Annotated in this window: 21 protein-coding genes and 3 tRNA genes; 13 read left to right on the top strand and 11 right to left on the bottom strand. The window is 64.2% G+C overall.

Features of this window, described 5'->3' with window-relative positions; genetic code table 11:
- Positions 1–23: 23 nt before the first annotated feature.
- Complete coding sequence (locus tag KCN53_RS15155; RefSeq protein WP_088713172.1) at positions 24–1,748, bottom strand: SLC13 family permease; 1,725 nt, start codon at positions 1,746–1,748, stop codon at positions 24–26.
- Positions 1,749–2,058: 310 nt separating this feature from the next.
- Here KCN53_RS15155 and clpX point away from each other — a divergent pair, with 310 nt between their 5' ends.
- The 4 genes from clpX (at position 2,059) to KCN53_RS15135 (ending at position 6,549) form a co-directional block, all read left to right on the top strand.
- Positions 2,059–3,375, top strand: coding sequence for an ATP-dependent Clp protease ATP-binding subunit ClpX (clpX, locus tag KCN53_RS15150; RefSeq protein WP_172406285.1), 1,317 nt, complete (start codon positions 2,059–2,061; stop codon positions 3,373–3,375).
- Between the two features lie 173 nt (positions 3,376–3,548).
- Positions 3,549–5,948: an endopeptidase La gene (gene lon, locus KCN53_RS15145; protein ID WP_088713171.1), complete on the top strand. Its 2,400-nt coding sequence runs from the start codon at positions 3,549–3,551 to the stop codon at positions 5,946–5,948.
- Between the two features lie 94 nt (positions 5,949–6,042).
- Positions 6,043–6,315 (top strand): HU family DNA-binding protein, encoded by a 273-nt coding sequence (locus KCN53_RS15140; RefSeq protein ID WP_088713170.1) that lies wholly within the window; start codon positions 6,043–6,045, stop codon positions 6,313–6,315.
- Positions 6,316–6,474: 159 nt separating this feature from the next.
- Positions 6,475–6,549, top strand: a tRNA-Val gene (locus KCN53_RS15135).
- Positions 6,550–6,570: 21 nt separating this feature from the next.
- Here the strand turns inward: KCN53_RS15135 and KCN53_RS15130 are convergent.
- Complete coding sequence (locus tag KCN53_RS15130; RefSeq protein WP_088713169.1) at positions 6,571–7,026, bottom strand: peptidylprolyl isomerase; 456 nt, start codon at positions 7,024–7,026, stop codon at positions 6,571–6,573.
- A gap of 177 nt (positions 7,027–7,203) precedes the next feature.
- On the opposite strand from KCN53_RS15130, the gene KCN53_RS15125 reads away from it, so the two are divergent.
- Together KCN53_RS15125 and KCN53_RS15120 are read left to right on the top strand one after the other, a co-directional pair.
- Positions 7,204–7,279: transfer RNA gene (locus tag KCN53_RS15125), tRNA-Val, on the top strand.
- Positions 7,280–7,380: 101 nt separating this feature from the next.
- Positions 7,381–7,839, top strand: coding sequence for a hemerythrin domain-containing protein (locus KCN53_RS15120; RefSeq protein ID WP_088713168.1), 459 nt, complete (start codon positions 7,381–7,383; stop codon positions 7,837–7,839).
- A 113-nt stretch (positions 7,840–7,952) separates the two neighbouring features.
- On the opposite strand, the gene KCN53_RS15115 is transcribed toward KCN53_RS15120, so the two are convergent.
- The gene (locus KCN53_RS15115; protein ID WP_263435149.1) at positions 7,953–8,429 is read right to left on the bottom strand and encodes an Lrp/AsnC family transcriptional regulator; all 477 of its coding nucleotides are present in this window, start codon (positions 8,427–8,429) and stop codon (positions 7,953–7,955) included.
- Positions 8,430–8,577: 148 nt separating this feature from the next.
- Between KCN53_RS15115 and KCN53_RS15110 the strand changes: the two genes are divergently transcribed.
- From KCN53_RS15110 to KCN53_RS15090, 5 genes are all read left to right on the top strand, one after another.
- On the top strand, positions 8,578–9,990 hold the full coding sequence (locus KCN53_RS15110; protein ID WP_088713167.1) for a sensor histidine kinase: 1,413 nt from the start codon (positions 8,578–8,580) through the stop codon (positions 9,988–9,990).
- 64 nt (positions 9,991–10,054) lie between these two features.
- On the top strand, positions 10,055–11,029 hold the full coding sequence (gene trxB, locus KCN53_RS15105) for a thioredoxin-disulfide reductase (protein WP_088713166.1): 975 nt from the start codon (positions 10,055–10,057) through the stop codon (positions 11,027–11,029).
- 27 nt (positions 11,030–11,056) lie between these two features.
- The gene (locus tag KCN53_RS15100) at positions 11,057–11,977 is read left to right on the top strand and encodes a LysR family transcriptional regulator (protein ID WP_088713165.1); all 921 of its coding nucleotides are present in this window, start codon (positions 11,057–11,059) and stop codon (positions 11,975–11,977) included.
- 227 nt (positions 11,978–12,204) lie between these two features.
- Positions 12,205–13,233, top strand: a complete 1,029-nt coding sequence (locus KCN53_RS15095; RefSeq protein ID WP_088713164.1) for a polysaccharide deacetylase family protein — start codon at positions 12,205–12,207, stop codon at positions 13,231–13,233.
- Between the two features lie 19 nt (positions 13,234–13,252).
- Positions 13,253–13,327 (top strand) — tRNA-Ile (locus KCN53_RS15090).
- Between the two features lie 15 nt (positions 13,328–13,342).
- On the opposite strand, the gene KCN53_RS15085 is transcribed toward KCN53_RS15090, so the two are convergent.
- Both KCN53_RS15085 and KCN53_RS15080 read right to left on the bottom strand, forming a co-directional pair.
- Positions 13,343–14,419, bottom strand: coding sequence for a M24 family metallopeptidase (locus KCN53_RS15085; protein ID WP_243444634.1), 1,077 nt, complete (start codon positions 14,417–14,419; stop codon positions 13,343–13,345).
- 221 nt (positions 14,420–14,640) lie between these two features.
- A complete protein-coding gene (locus KCN53_RS15080; protein WP_088713163.1) occupies positions 14,641–16,053 on the bottom strand; it encodes a M24 family metallopeptidase in 1,413 nt (470 codons plus the stop codon).
- 252 nt (positions 16,054–16,305) lie between these two features.
- On the opposite strand from KCN53_RS15080, the gene KCN53_RS15075 reads away from it, so the two are divergent.
- Positions 16,306–18,474 carry a transglycosylase domain-containing protein gene (locus KCN53_RS15075; RefSeq protein WP_224199782.1) on the top strand — a complete coding sequence of 723 codons (2,169 nt, stop codon included), beginning with the start codon at positions 16,306–16,308 and terminating at the stop codon, positions 18,472–18,474.
- A 27-nt stretch (positions 18,475–18,501) separates the two neighbouring features.
- Here KCN53_RS15075 and KCN53_RS15070 read toward each other — a convergent pair whose 3' ends face one another.
- Genes KCN53_RS15070 through pgsA form a run of 3 tightly spaced genes read right to left on the bottom strand, consistent with a single transcriptional unit; the run spans position 18,502 to position 19,775 of the window.
- Entirely contained in the window at positions 18,502–18,957 is a 456-nt protein-coding gene (locus KCN53_RS15070; protein WP_088713162.1) for a molybdenum cofactor biosynthesis protein MoaE, read from the bottom strand.
- A 1-nt stretch (position 18,958) separates the two neighbouring features.
- Positions 18,959–19,216, bottom strand: a complete 258-nt coding sequence (locus KCN53_RS15065; protein WP_088713161.1) for a MoaD/ThiS family protein — start codon at positions 19,214–19,216, stop codon at positions 18,959–18,961.
- Between the two features lies 1 nt (position 19,217).
- Positions 19,218–19,775, bottom strand: a complete 558-nt coding sequence (gene pgsA, locus KCN53_RS15060; RefSeq protein ID WP_088713160.1) for a CDP-diacylglycerol--glycerol-3-phosphate 3-phosphatidyltransferase — start codon at positions 19,773–19,775, stop codon at positions 19,218–19,220.
- 61 nt (positions 19,776–19,836) lie between these two features.
- Here pgsA and KCN53_RS15055 point away from each other — a divergent pair, with 61 nt between their 5' ends.
- Positions 19,837–20,508, top strand: coding sequence for a nitroreductase (locus KCN53_RS15055; RefSeq protein WP_088713159.1), 672 nt, complete (start codon positions 19,837–19,839; stop codon positions 20,506–20,508).
- A 27-nt stretch (positions 20,509–20,535) separates the two neighbouring features.
- On the opposite strand, the gene KCN53_RS15050 is transcribed toward KCN53_RS15055, so the two are convergent.
- From KCN53_RS15050 to KCN53_RS15040, 3 genes are read right to left on the bottom strand one after another with little or no spacing between them, the layout of a single operon-like run.
- The gene (locus KCN53_RS15050; RefSeq protein ID WP_172406283.1) at positions 20,536–20,937 is read right to left on the bottom strand and encodes an MAPEG family protein; all 402 of its coding nucleotides are present in this window, start codon (positions 20,935–20,937) and stop codon (positions 20,536–20,538) included.
- 31 nt (positions 20,938–20,968) lie between these two features.
- Complete coding sequence (locus tag KCN53_RS15045) at positions 20,969–21,913, bottom strand: copper resistance protein B (RefSeq protein WP_317988436.1); 945 nt, start codon at positions 21,911–21,913, stop codon at positions 20,969–20,971.
- Positions 21,910–23,655, bottom strand: coding sequence for a copper resistance system multicopper oxidase (locus KCN53_RS15040; RefSeq protein WP_088713156.1), 1,746 nt, complete (start codon positions 23,653–23,655; stop codon positions 21,910–21,912). Before KCN53_RS15040 ends, KCN53_RS15045 begins: the two co-directional genes overlap by 4 nt.
- Between the last annotated feature and the right edge of the window lie 55 nt (positions 23,656–23,710).

Here is a 23,710-nt window from a genome sequence, read left to right as displayed (position 1 = left end):
TGCCAAGCAAAAGCGTCAGCGGACTATAGGTAGAAAATGGAGAGGTAAGCCGTCGCAACGGCAAGAACGACGACCGCCAGAGGTCCGCCCAGACGCGCGAAATCGCTGAACAGGTAGCCGCCGGGCCGCATGACCAGCAGATTATTCTGGTGGCCGATGGGCGTCAGGAATGCCGCCGAGGCTCCGACGACAATCATCAACAGCGCAGCATCGGTGGAAAAGTCGCGGATTTGCGCCACCTGGATGGCAAGCGGACCCATGATGATCGCGGTGGCCACATTGTTGAGAATGGCCGACAGAAGAAGCGTAATCGCGCCCAGCGCCGCCAGCGCAAGCCAGGCCGGCGCGGTCGACAGGGCTCCGTTCAGCCACTGGGCCAGGCCCTCCGCCGCCCCGGTGGTCTCAAAGCTCATGCCGACCGGAATCATGGCGGCGAGGAGGACGATCACCGGCCAGTCTATGGCCTGGTAGACTTCGCGCACCGGCATCAGACCGAAGGCGGGGATCGCGGCGGCGGCAGCGACGAATGCGATGGAGGGCGGCACGCCGAACAGCGCGGCTGCGGCGATCGCCAGGCCGAAGATGCCGAGGATGCTCGCAGCTCTCTGTTTGTCGATCGCCTGCGCGTCGTGGCGGCCGATCTCGAGGAGGCGTGCGTTCGAGACGAACTCTGCAATGGCAAGCGCGGAACCGTGGATGAACAGCTGGTCGCCGGCCTGAATCTGCATTTCCTGCATCGCCTTGCGTGCCCGCGCAGCGCGGGGTCCGGCGGCGACGATAGCCAGCTGCCCTTCGGTGCGCGCCGCGACGACGTCGTAATTCCTGCCGATCAGGAAGGAGCCATGTGCGACGACACAGCGCACGGTTACCGCGTCGGGCGCGTCGTTCCGGCTATGAACCGGCGCGTAATTTGTGTCGTCGGCGAGGTTCCAGGGATTCTTTCGCGACAGCACGAGGACGCGGCGCCCTTCCGACTTCATGTCGCCGCCGGTCCAGCGGCGCACGCCGGGGGGCGCGATGCCGAGCATGCGGGCCCCCTGATCGCGCAGCGTGGCGCGTACCCGCGCTGCATCCTGCGCGCCCTTCGGCAGGATAAGCTCGAACACGCGCCACGGATTGGTGGCCGCGCGGATGGCGGCGCGACGTTCCGGCAGCAGCCGGTCGGCGATCAGCGCCATGGCAATCAGGCCGGCGGCGGTGACGGTGATGCCGAGGCCGCTCATTTCGAAGAAGCCGAAGCCCTCTCCCAGATGTTCGCGCCGGATCGACGACAGGATGAGGTTGGGCGGAGTCCCGATCAGCGTGGTCATGCCCCCGAGGATCGTCGCAAAGGCCAGCGGCATCAGCGCCGCCGTGGGCGAGCGCTTGGCATCCTGCGCCAGCTTGGAGACGACGGGCATGGTTATGACGAGCGCCGCGATGTTGTTCATGAAGGCAGAAAGCAACGCCCCGATGGCGAGGATCAGGAAAAACTGCACCTCATAGGGGGCTTCCATGCGCGACAGGCGCGTGGCGAGCGCGCTGGCGACACCCGACAATTCGATGGCCCGGCCGACGATCAGAACGGCCGCGACCGTGATGACGGCGGGGTCGGAAAAACCCGACAGCGCCTCGGTCGGCGCGACGATGCCGGCAAGCACGCACAGCAGCAGCGCGATCACGGCCACAAGGTCGTGCCGGATCCTGTCCGAAACGAACAGGATCAAGGAAATGATCAGGATGGCGGCCGAAAGGAGAGCGGGCGTCATCGCGCATCCATCTGCGAATCTTGCGTGATTTCCGCCGCGTCCCGCTACTTCTGCCGAATGATTGGACTATAAGAGGGGGAAAGCCCCGGCCTCAATCCATTTCTCCATGAGGGAAAGAATGCCGCTCTTGCAAGCCGCCTTCGATTGCCCCACCTTCCTCTGCGATGGGCGGAATAGCCGGCCGGGGGCCGAAGCCGGGCGAGGGGCTGCGCTGGCTGCCACCGGGCGAACGAACGGGTTTCACGAACCCGGTTTTCCCGCTTAGTGTGTTTTGCCGCGCTTCGTCGGCGCGGCCGAAGAAAGGAATTTCATGAGCAAATTGACGGGCGGAACCGGAGCGGGAGCAGGCGATGCCGGGGCCGGCGGCGGTTCTGGCGACGGCAAGAATACGCTCTACTGTTCGTTCTGCGGCAAGTCGCAGCACGAAGTCAGAAAGCTGATCGCCGGTCCGACGGTGTTCATCTGCGACGAGTGCGTGGAACTGTGCAACGACATCATCCGCGAGGAAACGAAGACCAGCCTGGTCAAGGACAAGGCCGGCGTTCCGACACCGCGCGAGATCTGCGACACGCTGGACGACTATGTCATCGGCCAGGACTTCGCCAAGCGCGTCCTGTCGGTCGCGGTACACAACCACTACAAGCGGCTGGCGCACGGCGCGAAGGGCGCCGATATCGAACTGGCGAAGTCGAACATCCTGCTGATCGGTCCGACCGGCTGCGGCAAGACGCTGCTGGCGCAGACGCTGGCGCGGACGTTCGATGTGCCGTTCACGATGGCCGACGCCACGACCCTGACCGAGGCCGGCTATGTGGGCGAGGATGTCGAGAACATCATCCTGAAGCTGCTGCAGGCGTCGGACTATAATGTCGAACGTGCCCAGCGCGGCATCGTCTATATCGACGAGATCGACAAGGTCAGTCGCAAGGCGGACAATCCCTCGATCACGCGCGATGTTTCGGGCGAGGGTGTCCAGCAGGCGCTCCTGAAGATCATGGAGGGCACGACCGCTTCCGTTCCGCCGCAGGGCGGGCGCAAGCATCCGCAGCAGGAATTCCTGCAGGTCGATACGACGAACATCCTGTTCATCTGCGGCGGCGCCTTTGCCGGCCTCGACCGGATCATTGCGGACCGCCTGCAGGGCAAGTCGATCGGCTTCGGCGCACATGTGGCGGCTCCCGACGAGCGCCGGGTCGGCAAGATCCTGCGCGAGATCGAGCCCGAGGACCTGCTGAAATACGGCCTTATTCCCGAATTCGTGGGCCGTATGCCGGTTCTCGCCACGCTCGAGGATCTGGACGAGGACGCGCTGGTCACCATCCTGACCGAGCCGAAGAACGCTCTGGTGAAGCAGTATCAGAAGCTGTTCGACATCGAAGATGTGCGCCTGACCTTTTCCGACGACGCGCTGAAGGCCGTCGCGCAGAAGGCGATTGCGCGCAAGACAGGTGCCCGCGGGCTTCGTTCGATCATGGAGGGCATCCTCCTCGATACGATGTTCGACCTGCCCTCGATGGACGGTGTCGACGAAATCCATATCGACAAGGATGTGGTGGAGGGCCGCAAGGACCCCATTCGCGTCTTTGCCAAGAAGGCCAAGAAGGCAGCGAGCGACGACGCCGCCTGACCTGCTGAGGTGACGACCGGGCCCGGGAGACCGGGCCCGCAATTCCGGGGACGAAGGGCCGCCGCGCCGCAGGTGCAGGGGACGCAGTTGCAGGGGAGGGCGCGGCTTCCCACATCGGTGTTAACAGAGAGAGGGCGTTCGCCTTGTGCGGATGCCGGTGATCAAGGACCCCCATGACGACTCAAACGCTTCCCGTACTTCCCCTTCGCGACATCGTGGTTTTCCCGCAGATGATCGTGCCGCTGTTCGTGGGCCGCGACAAATCCGTCGCCGCGCTCGAGGCAGTGATGGACGGCGGCAAGAATGTGCTGCTGATCTCTCAGCGGGACGCAGGCGTCGAGGAGCCCGGTCCCGATGACCTCTTCCCCGTGGGTACCGTTGCGACGGTCCTTCAGCTCCTGAAGCTGCCGGACGGGACCGTGAAGGTCCTCGTGGAGGGCCAGCAGCGTGTCCAGGTCGAGGAACTCGACATGGACGGCGACTATTTCGAAGCCGAGTTCACCGAGCTTGCGGATGCGCCTGCCGACGAGGCGGAGCTTGCCGCCCTGCAGCGCTCGGCTACCGAGCAGTTCGAAAATTATGTCCGCCTGAACAAGAAGATCGCGCCCGAAGTGGTGGTGCAGATCCAGCAGATGGACGAGGCGGCGCGCGTGGCCGATGCCATTGCCGCCAATCTGAGCGTGAAGGTTTCGCAGCGCCAGGAGCTTCTCAGCGAAGCCGATCCGGCAAAGCGCCTCGAAATGGTGCTGGGCCTGATGGAAGGCGAGATGGGCGTCCTTCAGGTCGAGAAGAAGATCAAGGGCCGGGTCAAGCGCCAGATGGAGAAGACCCAGCGCGAATATTATCTCAACGAGCAGATGAAGGCGATCCAGCGCGAGCTGGGCGACGGCAGCGAGGAAGGCGACGAGATCGCCGAGCTGCAGGAAAAGATCGAGACTACGCGCCTGTCGACCGAGGCGCTGGAGAAGGCCACCTCCGAGCTGAAGAAGCTGAAGGCGATGGCGCCGCAGTCTGCCGAAGCCACCGTGGTACGCAACTATCTCGACACGCTTCTCGGTCTGCCCTGGGGCAAGTCCAGCCGTGTCCGGAAGGATCTGAAGGCTGCCGAGGAAATCCTCGATGACGATCACTATGGCCTCGAGAAGGTCAAGGAACGGATCATCGAGTATCTGGCCGTGCAGACGCGCGCGAAAAAGCTGAAGGGTCCGATCCTCTGCCTCGTCGGACCGCCCGGTGTCGGTAAGACGTCGCTCGGCCGCTCGATCGCGAAGGCCACGGGCCGCAAGTTCATCCGCCAGTCCCTCGGCGGTGTGCGTGACGAGGCCGAGATCCGCGGTCACCGGCGCACCTATATCGGCTCGATGCCCGGCAAGGTGCTTGCGAACATGAAGAAGGCGGGAACCAACAATCCGCTCTTCCTCCTCGACGAGATCGACAAGCTGGGTCAGGATTTCCGCGGCGACCCGTCGTCGGCGCTTCTCGAGGTGCTCGACCCCGAGCAGAATTCGAAGTTCAACGACCATTATCTCGAGGTCGATTACGACCTGTCGAACGTCATGTTCGTCACGACGGCGAACAGCCTGAACATGCCGCAGCCCTTGCTCGACCGCATGGAGATCATTCGTCTGTCCGGTTACACGGAGGACGAGAAGGTCGAGATCGCGAAGGCGCATCTGGTGCCGAAGCAGGTGACCGAGCACGGCCTGAAGGATGGCGAATTCGCCATCGAGGAAGACGCGCTGCGCGACCTTATCCGTTACTATACGCGCGAAGCGGGCGTTCGTACGCTGGAGCGGGAAATCGCCCGGCTGGCGCGCAAATCGCTGCGCAAGATCATCGAGGAGTCGGAGGATTCGGTTGCGATCACTCCCGACAATCTCGCCGACTATGCCGGCGTTCGGAAATTCCGCTTTGGCGTGTCCGAAGAAGAGGACCAGGTCGGCGCGGCCACGGGCCTCGCCTGGACGGAAGTCGGCGGCGAACTCCTGACGCTCGAGGCCGTGACGGTTCCCGGCAAGGGCAACATCAGGACGACCGGCAAGCTTGGCGACGTGATGAAGGAGTCCATCCAGGCCGCTCTCAGCTTCATCAAGGCACGTTCACCCGAATATGGCATCAATCCGGAGATCTTCTCGCGCCGTGACATTCACGTCCATGTGCCGGAAGGGGCGACGCCGAAGGACGGACCCTCGGCGGGTATCGGCATGGTCACCGCGATTATCTCGACGCTGACGGAAACGCCTGTCCGTCGCGACGTTGCGATGACGGGCGAGGTGACCCTGCGCGGCCGGGTGCTGCCCATTGGCGGCCTGAAGGAAAAGCTGCTCGCGGCTCTGCGCGGCGGCATCACCACGGTGCTGATCCCCGAGGAGAACGAAAAGGACCTCGCGGAGATTCCGGACAACATCAAGGAGGGGCTGGAAATTCGTCCCGTCAGCCACGTCGACGAGGTGCTGCGCCTTGCTCTGTCCGGCGAGCTCAAGCCGATCAAATGGATCGAACCCGAAACGATCGCGACCGATCCGGAACATGGCGGCAGCGGGCAGGGGCATTCGCCGACCGCCGTCCAGTAACGGCCCGGAATCCCTTTGACTCTGGGACTTGCGCGTTCTTAGGTATTTCCTACGGCCCAGCAGGGCCGAGGAGATAATCAAAGGGGAGCTATACGTGAACAAGCAGGAACTGATCGCCAGCGTGGCCGATCACGCCGACCTCAGCCGGGGGGATGCAGGCAAGGCTGTGGAAGCCGTGTTCGACACCATCGAAGGCGCACTGAAGAAGGGCGAAGAAGTTCGCCTGGTCGGCTTCGGCACCTTCTCGACCGCCCACCGCAAGGCGTCCACGGGGCGTAACCCTCGTACCGGCGAACCGATGCAAATCAAGGAATCCACCCAGCCCAAGTTCAAACCGGGCAAGGGTCTGAAAGACGCCGTCAACTAAGCGGCCTTCTTTCCGAACGTCGACGGCGCGGTGCGACCCGATCGGGGTCCCGCGCCGTTTTTCGTCGGAGCTGGCATTCCGGCGTTCGCGAGATGCTGGACGAGCGGGGAAGGCGGTCCTATATGACCGCCTTCCGCCGGGTTTCGGTTGAAATTTCGGGGGCGCGTAGCTCAGCGGTAGAGCACTGCCTTCACACGGCAGGGGTCACAAGTTCGAACCTTGTCGCGCCCACCATTCCCCACCGTTTTCCGCAGTCTAGCGGGTCACCTTCATCGACTTGATCTTGCCCGGGTTGGCGGGCGGCTCGCCCTTGGGAAGGGCGTCGACATGCTCCATCCCCTCGGTCACTTCACCCCAGACCGTGTACTGGCCGTCGAGAAAGTCGGCTTCCTCGAAGCAGATAAAGAACTGGCTGTTGGCCGAATTCGGGTCCTGGGTGCGCGCCATCGAGCAGGTGCCGCGCTTGTGCAGCGCATCGGAGAATTCGGCCTTCAGGTTCGGCTTGTCCGAGCCGTGCATGCCCGTGCCGGTCGGGTCGCCGCCCTGCGCCATGAAGCCGGGAATGACCCGGTGGAAGGGCACGCCGTCATAAAAGCCGTCCTCGGCCAGCGAGGCGATTCGTTCGACATGGTTCGGGGCGAGGTCGGGCCGCAGCCGGATGTACACATCGCCCTCGTCGAGGGTCATGACGAGGGTCTTGGCGTCTGCCATGGGTCTTGCTCCAAAAAGAATATGCAGGATTGCCCCGGGCCTAGCGAGCCATCTGCACCAGTCCAACCCGAAAGCGGAGGGGTTGACGGTGGAAGGTCGAAGTGCCTGCCCGCCAATCTGGGAAACGGCCTTGATGCGGCGGCAAAAATGGCGCACATAGCCCGCCGCTTCCGGGCGGGGCGCTTAGCTCAGTTGGTAGAGCATCTCGTTTACACCGAGAGGGTCGGCAGTTCGAGCCTGTCAGCGCCCACCACCGTCCCGGAATCCCGCCGGTCCTGAGACTCTTTCGCAAGAGAAACCGGATGGCTCCCTCATTCGTCGACAAGGCAATACAAGACGACGGAGGATGACCACATGGCCGACATTTTCGAGCTTCTGAAAAACGATCACGACGACCATCGCAAGCTGCTGAAGCAGCTGTCCGAGACGCACGGAGACAGCGAGGACCGCAGGGAGCTGTTCGAGAAGTTCAAGCTCGATGCCCTCTCGCACGCCAATGCGGAGGAGCAGTCGCTTTATGCGGCGATGCTCGGCGATCCCGATCTTCAGGACGAGGGCAGCCATTCGACGGCCGAACATCACGAGATCGAGGAATATATCGAGGAGCTGGAGGATACCGACATGTCCTCGCCGGGCTGGATCGCGACGTTCGAGAAGCTGCGCGAACGCTATGAGCACCATATCGACGAGGAAGAGGAGGAGACGTTCGCCGCGGCGAAGAAGAAATTCTCCGACGACAAGCGTCAGGAGCTGGGAGCGATCTTCGCGAAGCGGAAGCCCGCGGAGAAGGAGGAAGAGCGCGAAGCCGCCTAGGCTGCGTTCCCCCTACGCGGCGGAGCCGGTCCGGCCCGCCAGTATTGCAAGGCCCGCCCGATTGGATCCGGCGGGCCTTTTCCGTTCCGAAGGCCCGCCACCTTTCGCGGTCTTCAGCTAACCGGCACGCCCGGAAGCTGCTTCGAGGTTCGAATCGTCAGCGATGTCTTCACATGCTCCACATTGGGGGCGGAGGTCAGCGACCCGGTGAGGAATTCCTGGAAGCTGCGCAGATCGCGGGCCACGATTTTCAGGATGAAGTCGATCTCGCCGTTCAGCATATGGCACTCGCGCACCGGGGGAAGTCCGGCGACATAATCCTCGAACGCCTTTAGATCCGATTCCGCCTGGCTTTTCAGGCTGACCATGGCGAAGACGGTGATGGAATAGCCAAGCAGCTCGGCGTCGAGATCGGCATGGTAGCCGCGAATCGCGCCAGCTTCCTCCAGAGCCCTCACTCGCCGCAGGCAGGGCGGAGCCGTCAGTCCGACCTGTTGGGCCAGTTCGACGTTGGTCATGCGGCCGTCCTGTTGCAGGCGGCGCAGTATCTCGATGTCGATCTCGTCAAACACGCGCGAGTTTGCGGCCAAGGCGGACCCCCTTTGTGGGTTCTAAATGAAAAGGTTCTGCATTCGCTATTAGCCGATTATTTCAATCGCTCAAACGTCTCATGCCGTATGGCAAAAATTAACAGCTGTGGATTAGTGACTGTCGCATCCATTGCCGTAATGAACTGCCATGTATCGCGACCAGCGCCTGCAAACGATTGCCGACTGGCCCCTCTCGGAGGATGAAGATGCCCGGCTGTTCGCGATTGGCCAGCTTGTTGCGCTGACCCGCCAGTCCCGTACGGCGGAGGACCTGCGGACGCAAACGAAACTCCGCCTGGCCGAGCTGATCCGTCAACTTTCCCCCGCTTCGCGGTCGCGGCTGGAAGACTGGGCCGGACCCGCCGGCGTTCGCGATCTTCTTGGCTCGGCAGACGGCGACGACCAGGTTCCTGCACGTGAAATGGCCCCGTCGGCCCCGGAGACCGGGGTCTCGATCCTTCACGACGATGCCGGACGCCTCGCGCGGCGTCCCGACCTGTCTCAGGTTTCAGCAGAGGGGCTGCCGGCCTCGCGGCGCAGCGCCGAGCGACTGACCGTTCTTACCGACCGGATCGAATCCTTCCGCGCGGACGAAGCAAGCGTTGGCAAGGAATTCCCGTGGCGCAGCGACATTGCCGGGTTCGTCGTCGAGGGATTCGAGGCTTTCGAGGAAGCGCGGCCCTTCGCGCTCATAAGCCTTCCTTTCGAGGACCCGGAGTTCGTCGAAGCCGCTGTACAGCGGGGGCAGATGCTCAGCTGTCTCAGAGTAAAATGCGGCAGGCGCGTGATGCACCTGGACGGTCGCCCGCGATTCGATACGGCCGGAACGTTTCGCGGCTATGAAGGAACGCTGGCGCGGCGCAGTCGTCACGACGAGTTCAGCCGCGAGCCGGCGCGCCTCGCCGAGGTCGCCCACGAGATCCTGACGCCGCTGAATGCCATCATGGGATATGCGCAGATGATCGAGCAGGAAATCCTTGGACCCGCGCCCGAGCGCATGAAGAGCGAGGCGGCAGTGCTGATGTCGGAAGCCCGCTCCCTGATCAGCGCCGTCAGGGTCCTTGGGGAAGCCGCGTCTCTCGACCACGACCGGACTTCGCCGACCTCCCGCGAATTGGTCGCCCTCGAACCCCTGTTCGAACATTTGGAAGAGCAGCTGTCGTCCTCGGCAGAGCGGCGGGGCGTCGCCCTCGACATTACCGCGGAGCCTGATGCGGCGATCTGGATGCCGCGCGACGACCTTGAGCGCGTCCTCACGCGCCTGTCGGTTGCCGCTCTGGCTTTTTTCAACTGTGGAGAAACCTTCAGTCTCACAGGTATGAACGGGCAGGTCCGCTTCGCGCGGCCTCCGGCGCTGGCAACCCGCAGCGTGAGTTCGCTACTGGAGGATCCGCCCGTCCGCAGCGCCGATGCGGAAGCGCCGCTCCTCGGCCTGGCCTTCACTCTCAAGCTGGCGCGGCGCCTCGTCGAGCGTCATGGCGGCGAGCTGGAAATCCGCAACGACGCGATCCTCGTCAGTTGCGATGCGTCGGAAGACAGCATGGGCGCTTTGACCTCGTAAAGCTTTCGTGGTCGTCCTACATCTTCGGCAGATCTGACAGACAAAGACATCCGGAGAGATAACTATGACGACGGAACGCGACCGGGCGAAGGTGGTGATCATCGGGTCCGGGCCGGCCGGCTATACGGCGGCCGTCTATACCGCGCGGGCCGCGCTTCAGCCGATGATGATCCGCGGCCTGCAGCCCGGCGGTCAGCTGACGATTACGACCGACGTGGAGAACTGGCCGGGTGAGACCTCCATCATGGGTCCCGAGCTGATGGAGAAGATGGAAGCGCAGGCAAGATCGCTCGGCACGGACATCGTCGACGACATCGTGACCGACGTCGATCTCTCTTCGCGGCCGTACCGGCTGACCCTCGAGTCGGGCAGGGAAGTGCTGGCCGAGACTCTCGTTATCGCGACGGGCGCGCAGGCGCGCTGGCTGGGCCTGGAAAGCGAGACGAAGTACCGCGGGTTCGGCGTCTCCGCCTGTGCGACCTGCGACGGGTTCTTCTACCGCGGCAAGGCGGTGGCCGTGGTCGGCGGCGGCAATACGGCGGTCGAGGAAGCCCTGTTCCTCACCAATTTTGCCTCGAAGGTCTACCTGATCCACCGCCGCGACGAACTGCGCGCCGACAAGACGAACCAGGCCCGGCTCTTCGCCAATGAGAAGGTGGAGCCTGTCTGGAACGCCACCGTCTCAGAGGTGCTGGGACAGGATGATCCTCTTGGCGTTACCGGCGTGAAGCTGGCTGCCACCGATGGCGGAGAGGACCGCGAACTGGAGATCGACGGACTGTTCATCGCCATCGGTCACGATCCGGCCACCCAGCTTTTCCGGGGCAAGCTCGATATGGATGAGAGCGGCTACCTGCTCTGCAAGCCCGATTCGACCGCAACGTCGGCACCCGGCGTCTATGCGGCCGGCGATGTTAAGGATCATGTCTACCGGCAGGCGGTCACCGCTGCGGGCATGGGCTGCATGGCCGCCCTCGAAGCAGAGCGCTTCCTGGCCGCGAACGAAGAGGCCGAGCCTCAGCGGCAGGCCGCCGAATAAGCGTTCGCCCGGGGCAGGGGAGAGGGCATGAGCGCATTCGACTGGGACAAGCTGCGGCTGTTCCACGCTGTGGCGGAGGCGGGCAGCTTTACCGAGGCCGCTCGCCGACTCGGCACCAGCCAGCCCGCCCTGTCCCGGCAGATCGCCTCACTGGAACAGTCGATCGGCGGCAAGCTGTTCCACCGCCATGCGCGCGGACTTGCACTTACGCATGAGGGCGAACAGCTGGAGCAGGCCGCCGGCGAGACCTGGGAGCGAATCGAAGGCGTCCGTCAGTCGATCGAACAGTCTCTCGGTCGGCCGACCGGGCAGATCCGCCTGACCACGACCATCAGTTTCGGCTCCACCTGGCTGGCGCGTGCGCTCGCGGACTTCATCCGTGCTTATCCCGAAATCGACGTGATGCTCGTTCTCGACGACGAGGAACTGGACCTGGCCCGCCGCGAAGCCGAAGTCGCCATCCGCTTTTCGCAGCCGACGCAGCAGGGTCTCATTTCGAAACGGATGGAGGCTGTGCGTTACCGCCTGTGCGCCTCCGCCGACTATCTGGAACGTCACGGCGAACCAAAATCCGCATCCGAATTGTCCGAACACCGGCTCGTTGCGTTTCACGAACCGGCTCCCGGTCCGATCCAGGGGGTGAACTGGGCGCTGGAGGTCGGCAATACCGGCGCGCCGCGTACTCCCCGGCTGCGCGTCAACAGCATCTACGGCCTGTCGGTCGCGGTTCAGAACGGTGCCGGGATCGCCGCCCTGCCATCCTATCTGATTCGTGCGTCCGAAGGCCGGTTGAAGGTCATCTTGCCGGGTGAATTGGGGCCGATATCCCGCTGTTTCTTCGTCTATCCCGAAGAGCTGCGAGGGTCGATAAGGGTTAATGTTCTGAGGGACTTCCTGATCGAGCGCATGAAGAGCGACCCCCTTGATGTCGATCAAGCCATGCTCTGAATGCATGGCTGTATTACGGTGTGTGAGGCTGCACATCGGCGCCGCTATCCCTCATATGATCACCATCGGCGAACGGCACAGTCCGCGCCAAACGATATCGACCTCCGCACCTCCTCCCAGCGGACTTCGATACTACGGGCTCCCGGCTTCTCCTCCCTCCCTCCCCTAGCCGGGAGCCCCCCATCGCCTCTTCCCTTGCGATCCCACGGGGTTATGCTGATCGGCGCATGCTTCGACCGTCCGAAAACCTCTATGTGCGCTTCCCTTCGGACTGGCGTCCCCGCTACCTGATCTTCGTGGATACGGAGGAGGAGTTCGACTGGTCGAAACCTCGACGCCGCGACTCGACGAGCGTGGAGGCCGTGAAGGCGCTTCCCGACATTCACGAACTGATGACCGGGTTCGGCGCGCGTCCAGCCTATCTTGTCGACTATCCGGTCACCGCGAACGACGAGGCCGTCGACGTATTGTCGGGCTTCAAGGCGGACGGGACCGCCACAATCGGCGCCCAGCTCCACCCCTGGGTGAACCCGCCCTTCGTCGAGGCGGTAAGTGCGGCGAACAGCTTTCCCGGCAATCTACCGCGTACGCTCGAGCGCTCGAAGATCGGCGCGCTGACGGAGGCGATTGCGGACCGCTTCGGGGACCGGCCGGTCGTCTACAGGGCCGGCCGCTACGGCGTCGGCCCCAATACAGAGGCGCTGCTCGATGAAGCGGGCTACAAACTCGACGTCTCCGTGCGGCCCTATTTCGACTACCGCCCGGAAGGCGGGCCGAACTTCAGGAAGATCGCGCCCTTGCCCTATTGGACCGGGCCGGAACGGCGATTGCTGGAACTGCCGCTCAGTTCCACCTTTACCGGCGGACTGCGCGGGTTCGGGGAATCGGCATTCAGGCTGGCGGAGAAGGTGCCCCACCTGAACGGGCTGCTGTCGCGTGGGCGGCTGCTCAGCCGCATTGCGCTGACGCCCGAAGGCATCCCCGCGCGTGAGGCGGTCGAAGCGGTGGAGCATCTGATCGAGGCGAACACGCCGATCATCTCCATCTCTTTCCACTCGCCGTCGGTCGAACCGGGAAATACGCCCTATGTGCGCGACGAGGCCGATCTGAAGGCGTTTTTTGCCTGGTTCGATTCGGTTCTGGGGAAGCTCGGAGAACTCGGCGCGGAACCCATCGGTGTCGAAGAGTTCATAGCCACCTGCTTTCGCCAGTCGGGCGACGGCCCCGCGCTTGAAGACCGGGCGGCGGAGGCCTAGAGCGCGGGCATCGGCGGTGGGGCCTGTAGCTCAATGGTAGAGCTGGCCGCTCATAACGGCTTGGTTGGGGGTTCGAATCCCTCCGGGCCCACCAACTGTCCTTTGCAGGTCAGACGAACGGCTGGTCGAGGCTGGGCGGCGGCGTCGTGAAGAATTTCGGGCCTTCCTCGGTCATGTAGAAACAGTCTTCCAGCCGGACGCCGAACTCACCGGGAATGTACAGGCCGGGCTCGTTCGAGAAGCACATACCGGCAGCGAGCGGTTCGGTTTCGCCGTGGACGAGATTCACGGGCTCGTGGACGTCGAGACCGATGCCGTGCCCGGTGCGATGCGACAGGCCGGGAAGACGGTAGCCGGGCCCCCAGCCGAGGCTCTCGTAATAAGCGCGCACCGCATCGTCGACACGTCCGGCAGGGGTGCCGATCTGGGCCGCCTTCATGGCGATGTCCTGACCCTTTCGCATAGTCTGGAACACCTCCCGCTGGCGCGCGGTGGGCTCGCCGAAGACGCAGGTGCGCGAAATGTCGGAGCGGTATCCGTCCACGCCGCAGCCCCAGTCCATCAGGATAACCTGACCCGGCCCGACTTTCTCCACCACCTTCGACCCGTGCGGCAACGCGCTTCCCGGGCCAACCATCGTGCTGCCGGATGGGCCGGATCCGCCGCGTCCGACCAGTTCGGACGTCATGATCGCGTCGATGTCGGCGCCGGTCATGCCGCGCTCGATTTGCGCGCCCGTGGCCGCGTAGGCCGCTGCCGTGATGTCGTTGGCATGCTGCATAAGCGCCAGTTCAGCCGGAGACTTGCGCATGCGCAGCGCATTGACCACCGGCGCGCCGTTGACGATGCGCCGGTCGGCGTCGAGCGCCTGAAGGGCGTCGATCGCAAAGAATCGCACCGTTTCGTCGACCGCGAGCGGCCGGGCGGCCAGTCCCTTTTCCCCAAGCCAGTCATGGATCAGCTTCGCCGGGCTTTCATCCTCCTGCCAGACGCGCACCTCGGCAGGGACCACGAGCATTTCGCGAATGGACGGCTCTTCGAACCCGGGAGTGACGATCAGCACCGAGCCGTCGGCGCCGATGACGGCGGCCGTCAGCCGCTCGCTACGCCACTGCACGCCGGTGAAATAGTTGAGCGTGCTTCCCGCTTCGACGACCAAAGCGCCATCTCCGCGCGCCTGGAGCATATTGCTCGCCTTCTGCAGCCTCGCCTCGCGCTCCGCCGGGGCAATGGGGCAGGGCGGGCACCAAGGCGGCTACCTGCGGCCGTCTGTGCGTCGGCTGTCCGTGCCGCGGCTCTGGCGGCGGAAGGTAGGGCGAGCGCGGCTGCGCCGAACATACCCAGTCCCATGACCTGCCTGCGTTCCAGACGAATGCTCATCGCTTTCCCCTTTCAATCTCAAATGCGTCAGTCGGACGGGATCAGGCGCAGCGCGGTCTGGCGGCCGTCGATATAGTGGACTTCCTCGCCGTCGAAAAAGGCGTCTTCCTCGGTCTTGAACGTAACCTCCTGGCCGCCCCATTCCGGTACCGGATGGACGGCGTTCAGTTCGATCGAGAAGGCGACGTTCGGGCGAAGCAGATAGTCGCCCTTTTCGCTCGGTCCCTGATTGTCCCAGAACCCGATCGTCGTGCCGGCGCCGTGCCCGTGAAAACCGATGGGATGCGAGTAGATGCTCGGCGTCAGACCCTTCGAGATCGCCTCCTCGCGTGCGATTTCGAGTATCTGGTTGCCACTGAGACCGCTCTCGAAGGCGGCGGTCAGCACGTCCTGGACCGCGTTCGCCGCGGCGAGCCCGTCCTGCAGCCCCTGCGGCGCTTCGGTTTCGCCGGGCTTCAGGACGTAGGCGAGGTGCTGCGTGTCGGTATTGAGACCCAGATAGACGATGCCGAAGTCGGTCCAGATCAGGTCGCCGGGCTGGATGACCGCGTCGCCGCTCAGTTCTTCCTCTTCGCCTTCACGAATGGCGTGGACGGAGGGGTGGAACCAGGTCTGCAGCTTCAGTTCGGCGATCTTCTCGCGGTACCACCATTGGACGTCCGCAGTCGTCGTTACGCCGGGGGTGATGACATCGCGTGACAGCCCCTGCGCCAGGATCGCGTGCGCGGTGCGGACGACGTGCGGATAGAGCTCCATCTCGGCCGGGATGCGCGTCTCCAGCCAACCCACCGCAAGGTTTTCCCCCGAGACCGTCCGACTGCGATAGCGTTCTGGAAGTGCCTCCATCATGCCGTTGAACTGGCTGAGCGTCAGGCCGTCGCCGAAGGCGGTCAGCGGCGAGGTGTTGATGGCGATCTTCTCAGGGTCGCGCTCCTCTATGAGGTCGGCGAGCGCTTGCCACTGGTCGGGCTGGCTTTCCGGATCCCAGGCCGGCTCGAACAGACCGCCGAGGCCGTAGCGGCTGACCGTCAGCCGTTCCAGAGGCTGGCCCTCGCCCGGATCGTGGATGACCAGGATCGTGCGGCGGCGGGCGCGCATGCTGGTGGCGTTCAGCATGGTCGAAACGACGGGGTCTTCGAGATATTCCCGCGCGATCAGCACCCACATGTCGACGCCGTTCTCGCGCATCAGTTCGGGCACCACGCTATCGAGCCTCTCGGCCAGCCAGGCATCGCGGATCTTCGCGCGCTTGCGCAGCGGCATGATGTCCGGAATCTCGGGTGACGCCACCTCTTCCGCGCGCAGGTTCGAGACATACTCCTCTGCTGGGCTCTGTGCGTGCCCCGGCTGCGCGGCCGATAGCAGTAGCAGGGCGGAGACAGCCGAAAGCGCCCCGCCGAAAGGTTTCTGGACGCAGGACAAGCGGTGCGAACCGGCCATATCAGTTATTCCCCCTCTGCGCGCTGCCCTCCGCAGACGCTCCGAATTCGCGGCGAGACTGCGCCCCGGTTCGTTGCAAAGTCAAGCATTCCGCCACTGCCCGGCCATCCGTGAAAATCGCAGCGCGGCAACGCGCCGAATCAAGGCCTTCTGCGTGATCCGCTCGCCGTCACACCACCGGGGCGACCTGAAAGGACAAAGGACGATCGGTCTGGCTTGCAGTTCATGCTGTCATAGACAAATATAACAGCGATGTTTCGCCGTTTCTTTTCCCGCCCACAGGATGATGCCGCACAAGCCCCGGACGACCCGTTCGCGGGGGCTGGCGACGATTTAGACTATGCCGATGACGACGCCATGGCAGCGGAGCCGCCGAAATGGCGGCGTTATGCCCTTCGCGGCGCCGCCGGTGCTGCGCTGGCGCTGCTACTTCTGTTTGGCATCCTCGCCTGGACCGCACCGCTCGGAAAGGCGCTGGAGCCGTTGGAAGAGCCGGCCATCGTGCTCGAGGCCTCGGACGGCACCCCCATCGCGCGGCGGGGCCAGTACAAGGCGGAGCCCGTCGACCTCGCGGAACTGCCGCCGCACGTCTACAACGCCTTTGTCGCGATCGAGGACCGGCGCTTCTGGGGCCATTGGGGCATCGATCCGGTTGGCATCGCCCGCGCTGCCTTCACGAACGTCCAGGAGGGCGGCGTCGTGCAGGGCGGCAGTACCATTACCCAGCAGCTTGCCAAGACGGCCTTCCTGTCAAACGAGCGGTCGCTCTGGCGCAAGGCACAGGAAGCGGTCATCGCCCTGTGGCTGGAGCTCTGGCTGACCAAGGAGGAGATCCTCGAACGCTATCTGTCGAGCGTTTATTTCGGCGAAGGCGCCTGGGGTCTTCGCGCCGCCTCAATGACCTATTTCTCGAAAGTTCCGGGCGACCTCACGCTCGGCGAATCCGCAATGCTCGCGGGGCTGATGAAGGCTCCCTCGCGCCTGGCGCCAACGCAGAATTACGAGGCGGCGCGCGAGCGCGGAAAGCTCGTTATCGCGGCGATGAAGGAGCAGGAGCTGATCACCGATTCGGAATGGAACGCTGCGCGTAAGGCGCAGATGAACCCGGGGCGGGAAAATCTGCCTGTCGGGTCCTATTTTGCCGACTGGATTTCGCCGAAGGCCAAGGAGCGGCTGCGCGCGGGCTACGGCGAAACCCGCGTTCGCACGACGCTCGATTTCGACATGCAAAAGGCGGCGCAGCGGATCCTGACCGACCGGCTGAAGTCCTCCTCCGCGACGCAGGGGGCGCTGGTCGCCATGCGTCCGGACGGCCGTATCCTCGCGATGGTCGGCGGCACGGATTATGAAACCAGTGCCTTTAACCGCGCCGTGCAGGCGAAGCGGCAGTCGGGCAGCGCCTTCAAGCTGTTCGTCTATCTTGCGGCGATGAGGGAGGGCATGAACCCGAACAGCATGGTCGAGGATGCGCCCGTCCAGCTCGGCGACTGGACACCCAGCAACTATAATGACGGATATTCCGGACCGATCACGCTGGAGGAGGCGTTCGCCAAATCCTCGAATGTTGCCGCTGCGCGGATCGCCGACCGGGTCGGCGTCGGGGCGGTGAAAAAGGCCGCCCGCGATCTCGGCGTGGAGAGCGATTTGGGCGACGACCTTACCATCGCGCTCGGGTCCTCTTCGACGACGCTCCTCGAGATGACGGCAGCCTATGCGGCTGTGGCAGCGGGCCGCTATCCGGTCGAGCCTTATGGCATCGAGGAAGCCGAGGATGAGAGCTTCGGAGCCAGGCTCGGCCGTGCGCTTGGCCGGAAGGGCGGGCGGCTTGGCGAGCAGGAAGACATGCTGCGTCTTCTTCACGCCGTCATGGAGCGCGGCACCGGCCGCCGCGTGAACCTTGCTATCAATGCCTACGGGAAGACGGGTACGACGCAGGACAACCGCGATGCCGTCTTCATCGGCTTCGTTCCCGGCCTCGTGGTGGGCGTGTGGGTCGGCAATGACGACAACAGCCCGACGAACGGCGTTACGGGCTCCAACGTCCCCGCCGATATCTGGCGGCAGTTCGTGCTGGCCGCGTCGCCAGAGGCGCGCGCGGCGGAAGAACGGGCAAGACGCCGCGCGGCAGTGGCGGCGCGGCAGCGCGCGGAAGAAGAAGCTGCCCGCGAGGAGCGCGACCGGGGCATGGCGATCATCGGCGATATCGGCGATCTGATCGCCGGCGATTCTGATGCGGGCCGCCGTCTCCTGGAACGGGTCATGCGCGGCGAGCTGAGCGCGGATGCCGCCGCCGACCAGATCGAGCGCGAGGTGGACCGGATGCGCGACCTCTCGGAAGAGCGCGAAGAGCAGCTCGAAGATTTCGAGGACGAGTGGCGTGAAGCGCTTGAGACTTACGAGGAACTTGGTCCCGAGCAGTAGGCGGGCTGAGCACGGATGCCGCCGCCCTCAGTCCCAGCTTGCGGCAGCCTCGTCGTCCGAAGTGCGTGCCTCCACCCAGTGCGCGGTTCCATCCGCGGCGATCTCGCGCTTCCAGAAGGGGGCCCTGGTCTTCAGCCAGTCCATGAGGAAGCGCGCGCCGTCGAACGCTGCGGCCCGGTGACGAGAACTGACCCCCACGAAGACGATCGGTGCACCCGCCTGCAGAATGCCATGCCTGTGAATGACGGTTCCTGCTATCAGCTCGAACCGGCGCGCCGCCTCGCCGGCAATGCTCTCCATCTGCCGCTGCGTCATGCCGGGATAGTGCTGCAATTCGAGTTTGCTGCCCGGTTGCCCACGGACCAGCCCCGTGAAGCTGACCACGGCGCCTGCCTCTCCGTCGCTATTTGTTTCGAGCAGCTCGAGTTCGGCCGCGCTGTCGAACGGTCGCTCCTGTACGCGGCAGGCAATCGTCGGCGGCACCTCAGCCGCCCGTGACGGGAGGGAAGATTCCCAGCTCGCTGTCGTCGGCAAGCTCGGCGTCGAGCCCGACAAACACATGATCCAGTGCGAAACGCAGGCGGGAGGGATCGGCGAACGCCTCCCGATAGGCTGCATCTTCGCCTTCGAGCGCAGCGATCACGTCCGCGACCGTGCGAACCTCCGGACCGAATTCGCGCTGTTCGCTCTCGCGGCCGATAGCGTCTCTGGTGCTTGCGAAATAGTGCAGCTCGATTCGCATGTTACACCATGTGCTTCAGACCGGCGCGCAGATAGTCATAGCCGGTAATGGTGGTCATCGCGGCTGCGAGCCACAGGCAGACGATGCCGACTTCCCAGGCGGGCAGGGCGGGCATCACGCGCATGGCGAAGCCCTCCAGGATCAGCGCGCCGAGCGCGATCATCTGGAATGCGGTCTTCCACTTCGCCAGCCGACTGACCGGCACGGAGACCTGTACGCCGGCCAGAAACTCGCGCAGTCCCGATACGATGATCTCGCGCAGCAGGATGATAAGAGCCGCGATGGTGGCATAGCCGTCGACGATGTCGTTCTCGATCAGCATCACGATCGTTGCGCCGACCATGATCTTGTCGGCGATGGGATCGAGAAACTGGCCCAGTTTGGATACCGTCCCCTGCGACCGGGCCAGATAGCCGTCCAGATAGTCGGTCGCGCCGGCAAGGCAGAACAGGATGTACGCGATCAGATAGCCCAGCCATCCTGCCTGCCACATGCAGATCACCAAGATGGGTACGGCAAACAGCCGCGACAGGGTCAGCAGGTTTGGCAGGCTCGTCATCTGAATTATGTCCCTAGGGAAAGCGGGAATGAGCCACAAGAAATCAGGTTAGGAATCAGCCATGAATGTCAGCGAAGCCATTGCCAGCCGCCGCTCTGTGCGCGGATTCCTCGATGAACCGGTCGACGGTGATCTGATCCGCGAAATCCTGACCAAGGCGGCGCGCGCGCCGTCGGGCGGCAATCTGCAGCCTTGGCACATCCACGTCGTGGGCGGCAGCGATCTCGACAGTCTGAAGAACATCATGGCCGGGAAAGTGGCGGAAAACCCGCGCGGTGAGGAAACCGAATATGACATCTATCCGAAGGAGCTCGCCGACCCGTACCGGGCGCGCCGGTTCCAGGTGGGCGAGGACATGTATGCGCGGCTCGGCATCCCGCGTGAGGACAAGGCGCAGCGGCTGCAGTGGTTCGCCAATAATTTCAGGTTCTTCGGAGCGCCGCTTGCGCTGTTCTGCTATGTTCACCGGAACATGGGGCCGCCGCAATGGTCCGACCTCGGCATGTATCTGCAGAACGTCATGCTGCTGCTGCGGGAGGCCGGCCTCGACAGCTGTCCGCAGGAATGCTGGGCGGTCTACCCGAAGTCGATCTCGGAGTTTCTGGGCACCCCCGAAGAGCATATGCTGTTCACCGGCATGGCCATTGGCCGGAAGGATCCCGAGGCTGCGGTCAACCAGCTCGAGGCTGCCCGGGCTCCGCTCGAGGAATTTGCCGAGTTTCGCGGGATCTGAAGGTTCGCGAGCTCAGATGCGGCGCGGTCAGGCAACCAGCTGGACCACGATCCCGACCAGGCAGGCGATTAGCGCAAGGAGATTGGCCACCAGGCCGATCATGAACCCCGGGACGCGCTTTTCGGCAGCGATGTTATATCCGCGCACGAACAGGAACCGGCCGAGGGCGAATATGAACGCGTAGATTCCGCCCGCAAGATCGCCGTAGAGCGCGGACAGGATGGCGACGAGCGGCAGGAAGACCACGATCTGCTCGAGCGAGTTCTGGTGAGCGCGGAAGGCACGCACGAACCCGTCGGGCCCGGTCGTGGCAGGCACCTTCACTTCATATTTTCCGCGCGCGCGGCCCACCATGATCATCGCGTAGGCATAGGCAATAACCACGGCCAGCACGCCAAGCGATGTCAGCGGGTAGAATAACTCGTTCATGTACGCCCCTCCCCAAGGTTGGAGCGTATCTCTAGAACCAGGCGCGCAGTCCCACCAGTCCCACGAAGCCCGAGGGGTCCTCGCCTTCCTGTCGCGCCAGGTCGGCGGTCTCGCCGAGCCTCGCTTCATAGCCGACGCCGATATAGGGGGCGAATTCGCGCGCCAGTTCATAGCGCAGGCGAAGTCCCGCCTCGACCGACGAGAGTCCCGCGCCGATCCCCAGTTCAGGAACGTTCTGGGCAGCGAGGTTTGCCTCGAGCCGTGGTTGCAGGACTAGGCGCTGCGTCAGCCGTTGGTCATATTCGGCCTCGACCCGGCCCGTTAGGTCCCCGCTATCCGAGAGAAAGAGCGCCGCGTCGACTTCGAACATATAGGGAGCCAGCCCCTGTACCCCGGCCACCGCATAGGTGCGGTCGCGCGGCGCGGCATCATATCGTGCCCCCAGCTGCAGGTCGAAGAACGGGCCGATGGCGTGGCTCCACAATGCCTGAACCTCGGCGCTTTCCAGCTCTCCGTTCCAGCTGCCTTCGCCTTCCGATTTCAGCATCAGACGGTCTAGGTCGCCGCCATACCAGGCCTGTACGTCCCACAGATACGCCTCTTCTTCGCCGATCCGGGCTTCCAGCCGCTCGGCCATGAGGGTGCCGAAACGCGCCTCGCCATTATTGCGCCAGACCTGCTGCCGCGCCGGGGCCATCCTCGCTTCGCCCCAGATCAGGTCGGCGGCATGTTCGGGCCCTTCGAAGGCGCGCGGCGGAGGACCCGCCTCTGCGGCCGAGGCAGCGGGGCGATCATGCCCCATCTGCGCGTGGTCCATCGCCCCGTGATCCATCGCCTCATGGTCCATCGGCTCATGGGCCATCGGCTCATGGGCCATTGTCTCGTCGGACGCCCCGCCATGGCCTTCATGTTGGGCGAGGGCCGGGGTCGCTGCGGCGAGCAGAAGCGCGGCGGTGAGAAGCCCGCGCCTCATCATGCCGTCTCCGGAAACGGGCGGACCGTGACGGTCTGCATCATGCCTGCATGCATGTGGTAGAGAAGGTGGCAGTGAAAGGCCCAGTCGCCGGGCTCGTTCGCGGTCAGGTCGAACACCGCCTTCGATCCCGGCTGGACGATCAGCGTATGCTTCAGAGGCTGATGCAGTTCGTCCGCACCGTTCACCAGCTCGAAGAAATGACCGTGCAGGTGAATCGGGTGGGCCATCATGGTGTTGTTCACGAGCGTCACGCGGACGCGCTCGTCATAGCCGAAGCGGATGGGGTCGTCGGTCACCGCCGAGAATTTGCTGCCGTCGAAGGACCACATGTAGCGCTCCATATTGCCGGTCAGATGGATTTCCATCTGTCTGTCCGGGGCGCGCCGCGGATTGGGTCGTTTCGAGCGAAGGTCGGTGTAGTGCAGCACCCGGTGATCTACGCTGTCGAGGCCCAGACCGGGAAAATCCATGCGGTTCGCGGGCATGGGCGCGACCATGTCGACACCGGGTCCCGCCTTCACATCCGGTGGCAGCTTCGACACGTCGCGCATGTCGTGCGACATCGGCTGCGCGGAGGCGGCGCCATCGTTTCCCGAACCGTGACCCATTGACCCATGATCCATTGCTCCATGGTCCATGCTCGCCATGCCCATGTCGGCCATGGTGAGGGTCGGCGTTTCGCGCAGCGGCGGCACCGGTGCGCGGCGACCCGGCCGGGACGTAAGCGTCGCGACCCCCATACCCGAACGGTCCATGGCCTCGGCAACCAGCGTGTGGGCTCCCTCGCCGGGCTCGACGACGACGTCGTAGGTTTCCGCCACGCCGATCTGCAGCTCGTCGACCGTGACGTCCTCGACATCCTGGCCGTCCGCCTGAATGACCGTCATCGGCAAGCCGGGCATCCGCAGGTTGAAGAAGGTCATTGCGCTGCCGTTGATGACCCGCAGGCGGACGCGCTCGCCGGGGCGAAACAGGAATTCCAGATCGTCCGCGGGCCCGTGACCGTTCACCAGGAAGGTGTAGGTTGAGCCGGTGACGTCGGAGATGTCGCGCGGGTTCATCCTCATCCCGCCCCACATGACCCGCTCGGCCAGCGGCATGTCGCCCTCGGTTGCCGTCTGCATCTGGTAGTTGAAGTAATGCTCGCCCACCTTCAGCTTTCGCATCACCTCGTGCGGGTGCAGCGGCGTGAATTCGGACAGCAGCACGACATAGTCGCGGTCGAAGCGCGAATCCGACCCGTCGGCGGCTTCGACGACGATTGGCCCGTAATGGCCTGCCTGTTCCTGCAGCCCAGAATGGCTGTGCCACCAGTAGGTGCCGGCCTGGCGGACGGGAAATTCATATGAGAAGGTTTCGCCGGGCCGGATGCCGGGAAAGCTGACCCCGGGCACGCCGTCGAACTGGAAGGGCACGAGCAGTCCATGCCAGTGGATCGAACTGTCCTCGTCCAGATTGTTGGTGACGTGCAGGCGGACATTCTGCCCCTCGCGCAGGCGAACGAGCGGCCCCGGAATCGTCCCGTTGATGGCAAAGCCGTGTCCGCTTCGCCCGCCGGTGCCGAAGGATGCGCGGCCGATTTCCATGTGGATATCCTCCCCCGACAGGCTGCCGAAGCCGCGGGCGGCGGTGGGGACCGTCATCCCGCGCGCCCAGGCGGGAACTGGCAGGGCGGTTCCCGCGACCAGGCTGGCCGCGCCGGCGAGGAAGGAACGTCTGGGAAGAATCACGCGAAGGTCCATCTATTGAATGGCAGCCGGGGCGGCGGCATATAGATACCCCCACGGGGTATATTCA

It is taken from the genome of Pacificimonas aurantium (assembly GCF_020092905.1).
Lineage (GTDB): Bacteria > Pseudomonadota > Alphaproteobacteria > Sphingomonadales > Sphingomonadaceae > Pacificimonas > Pacificimonas aurantium.
This window is presented reverse-complemented; position numbering and strand designations above follow the sequence as displayed.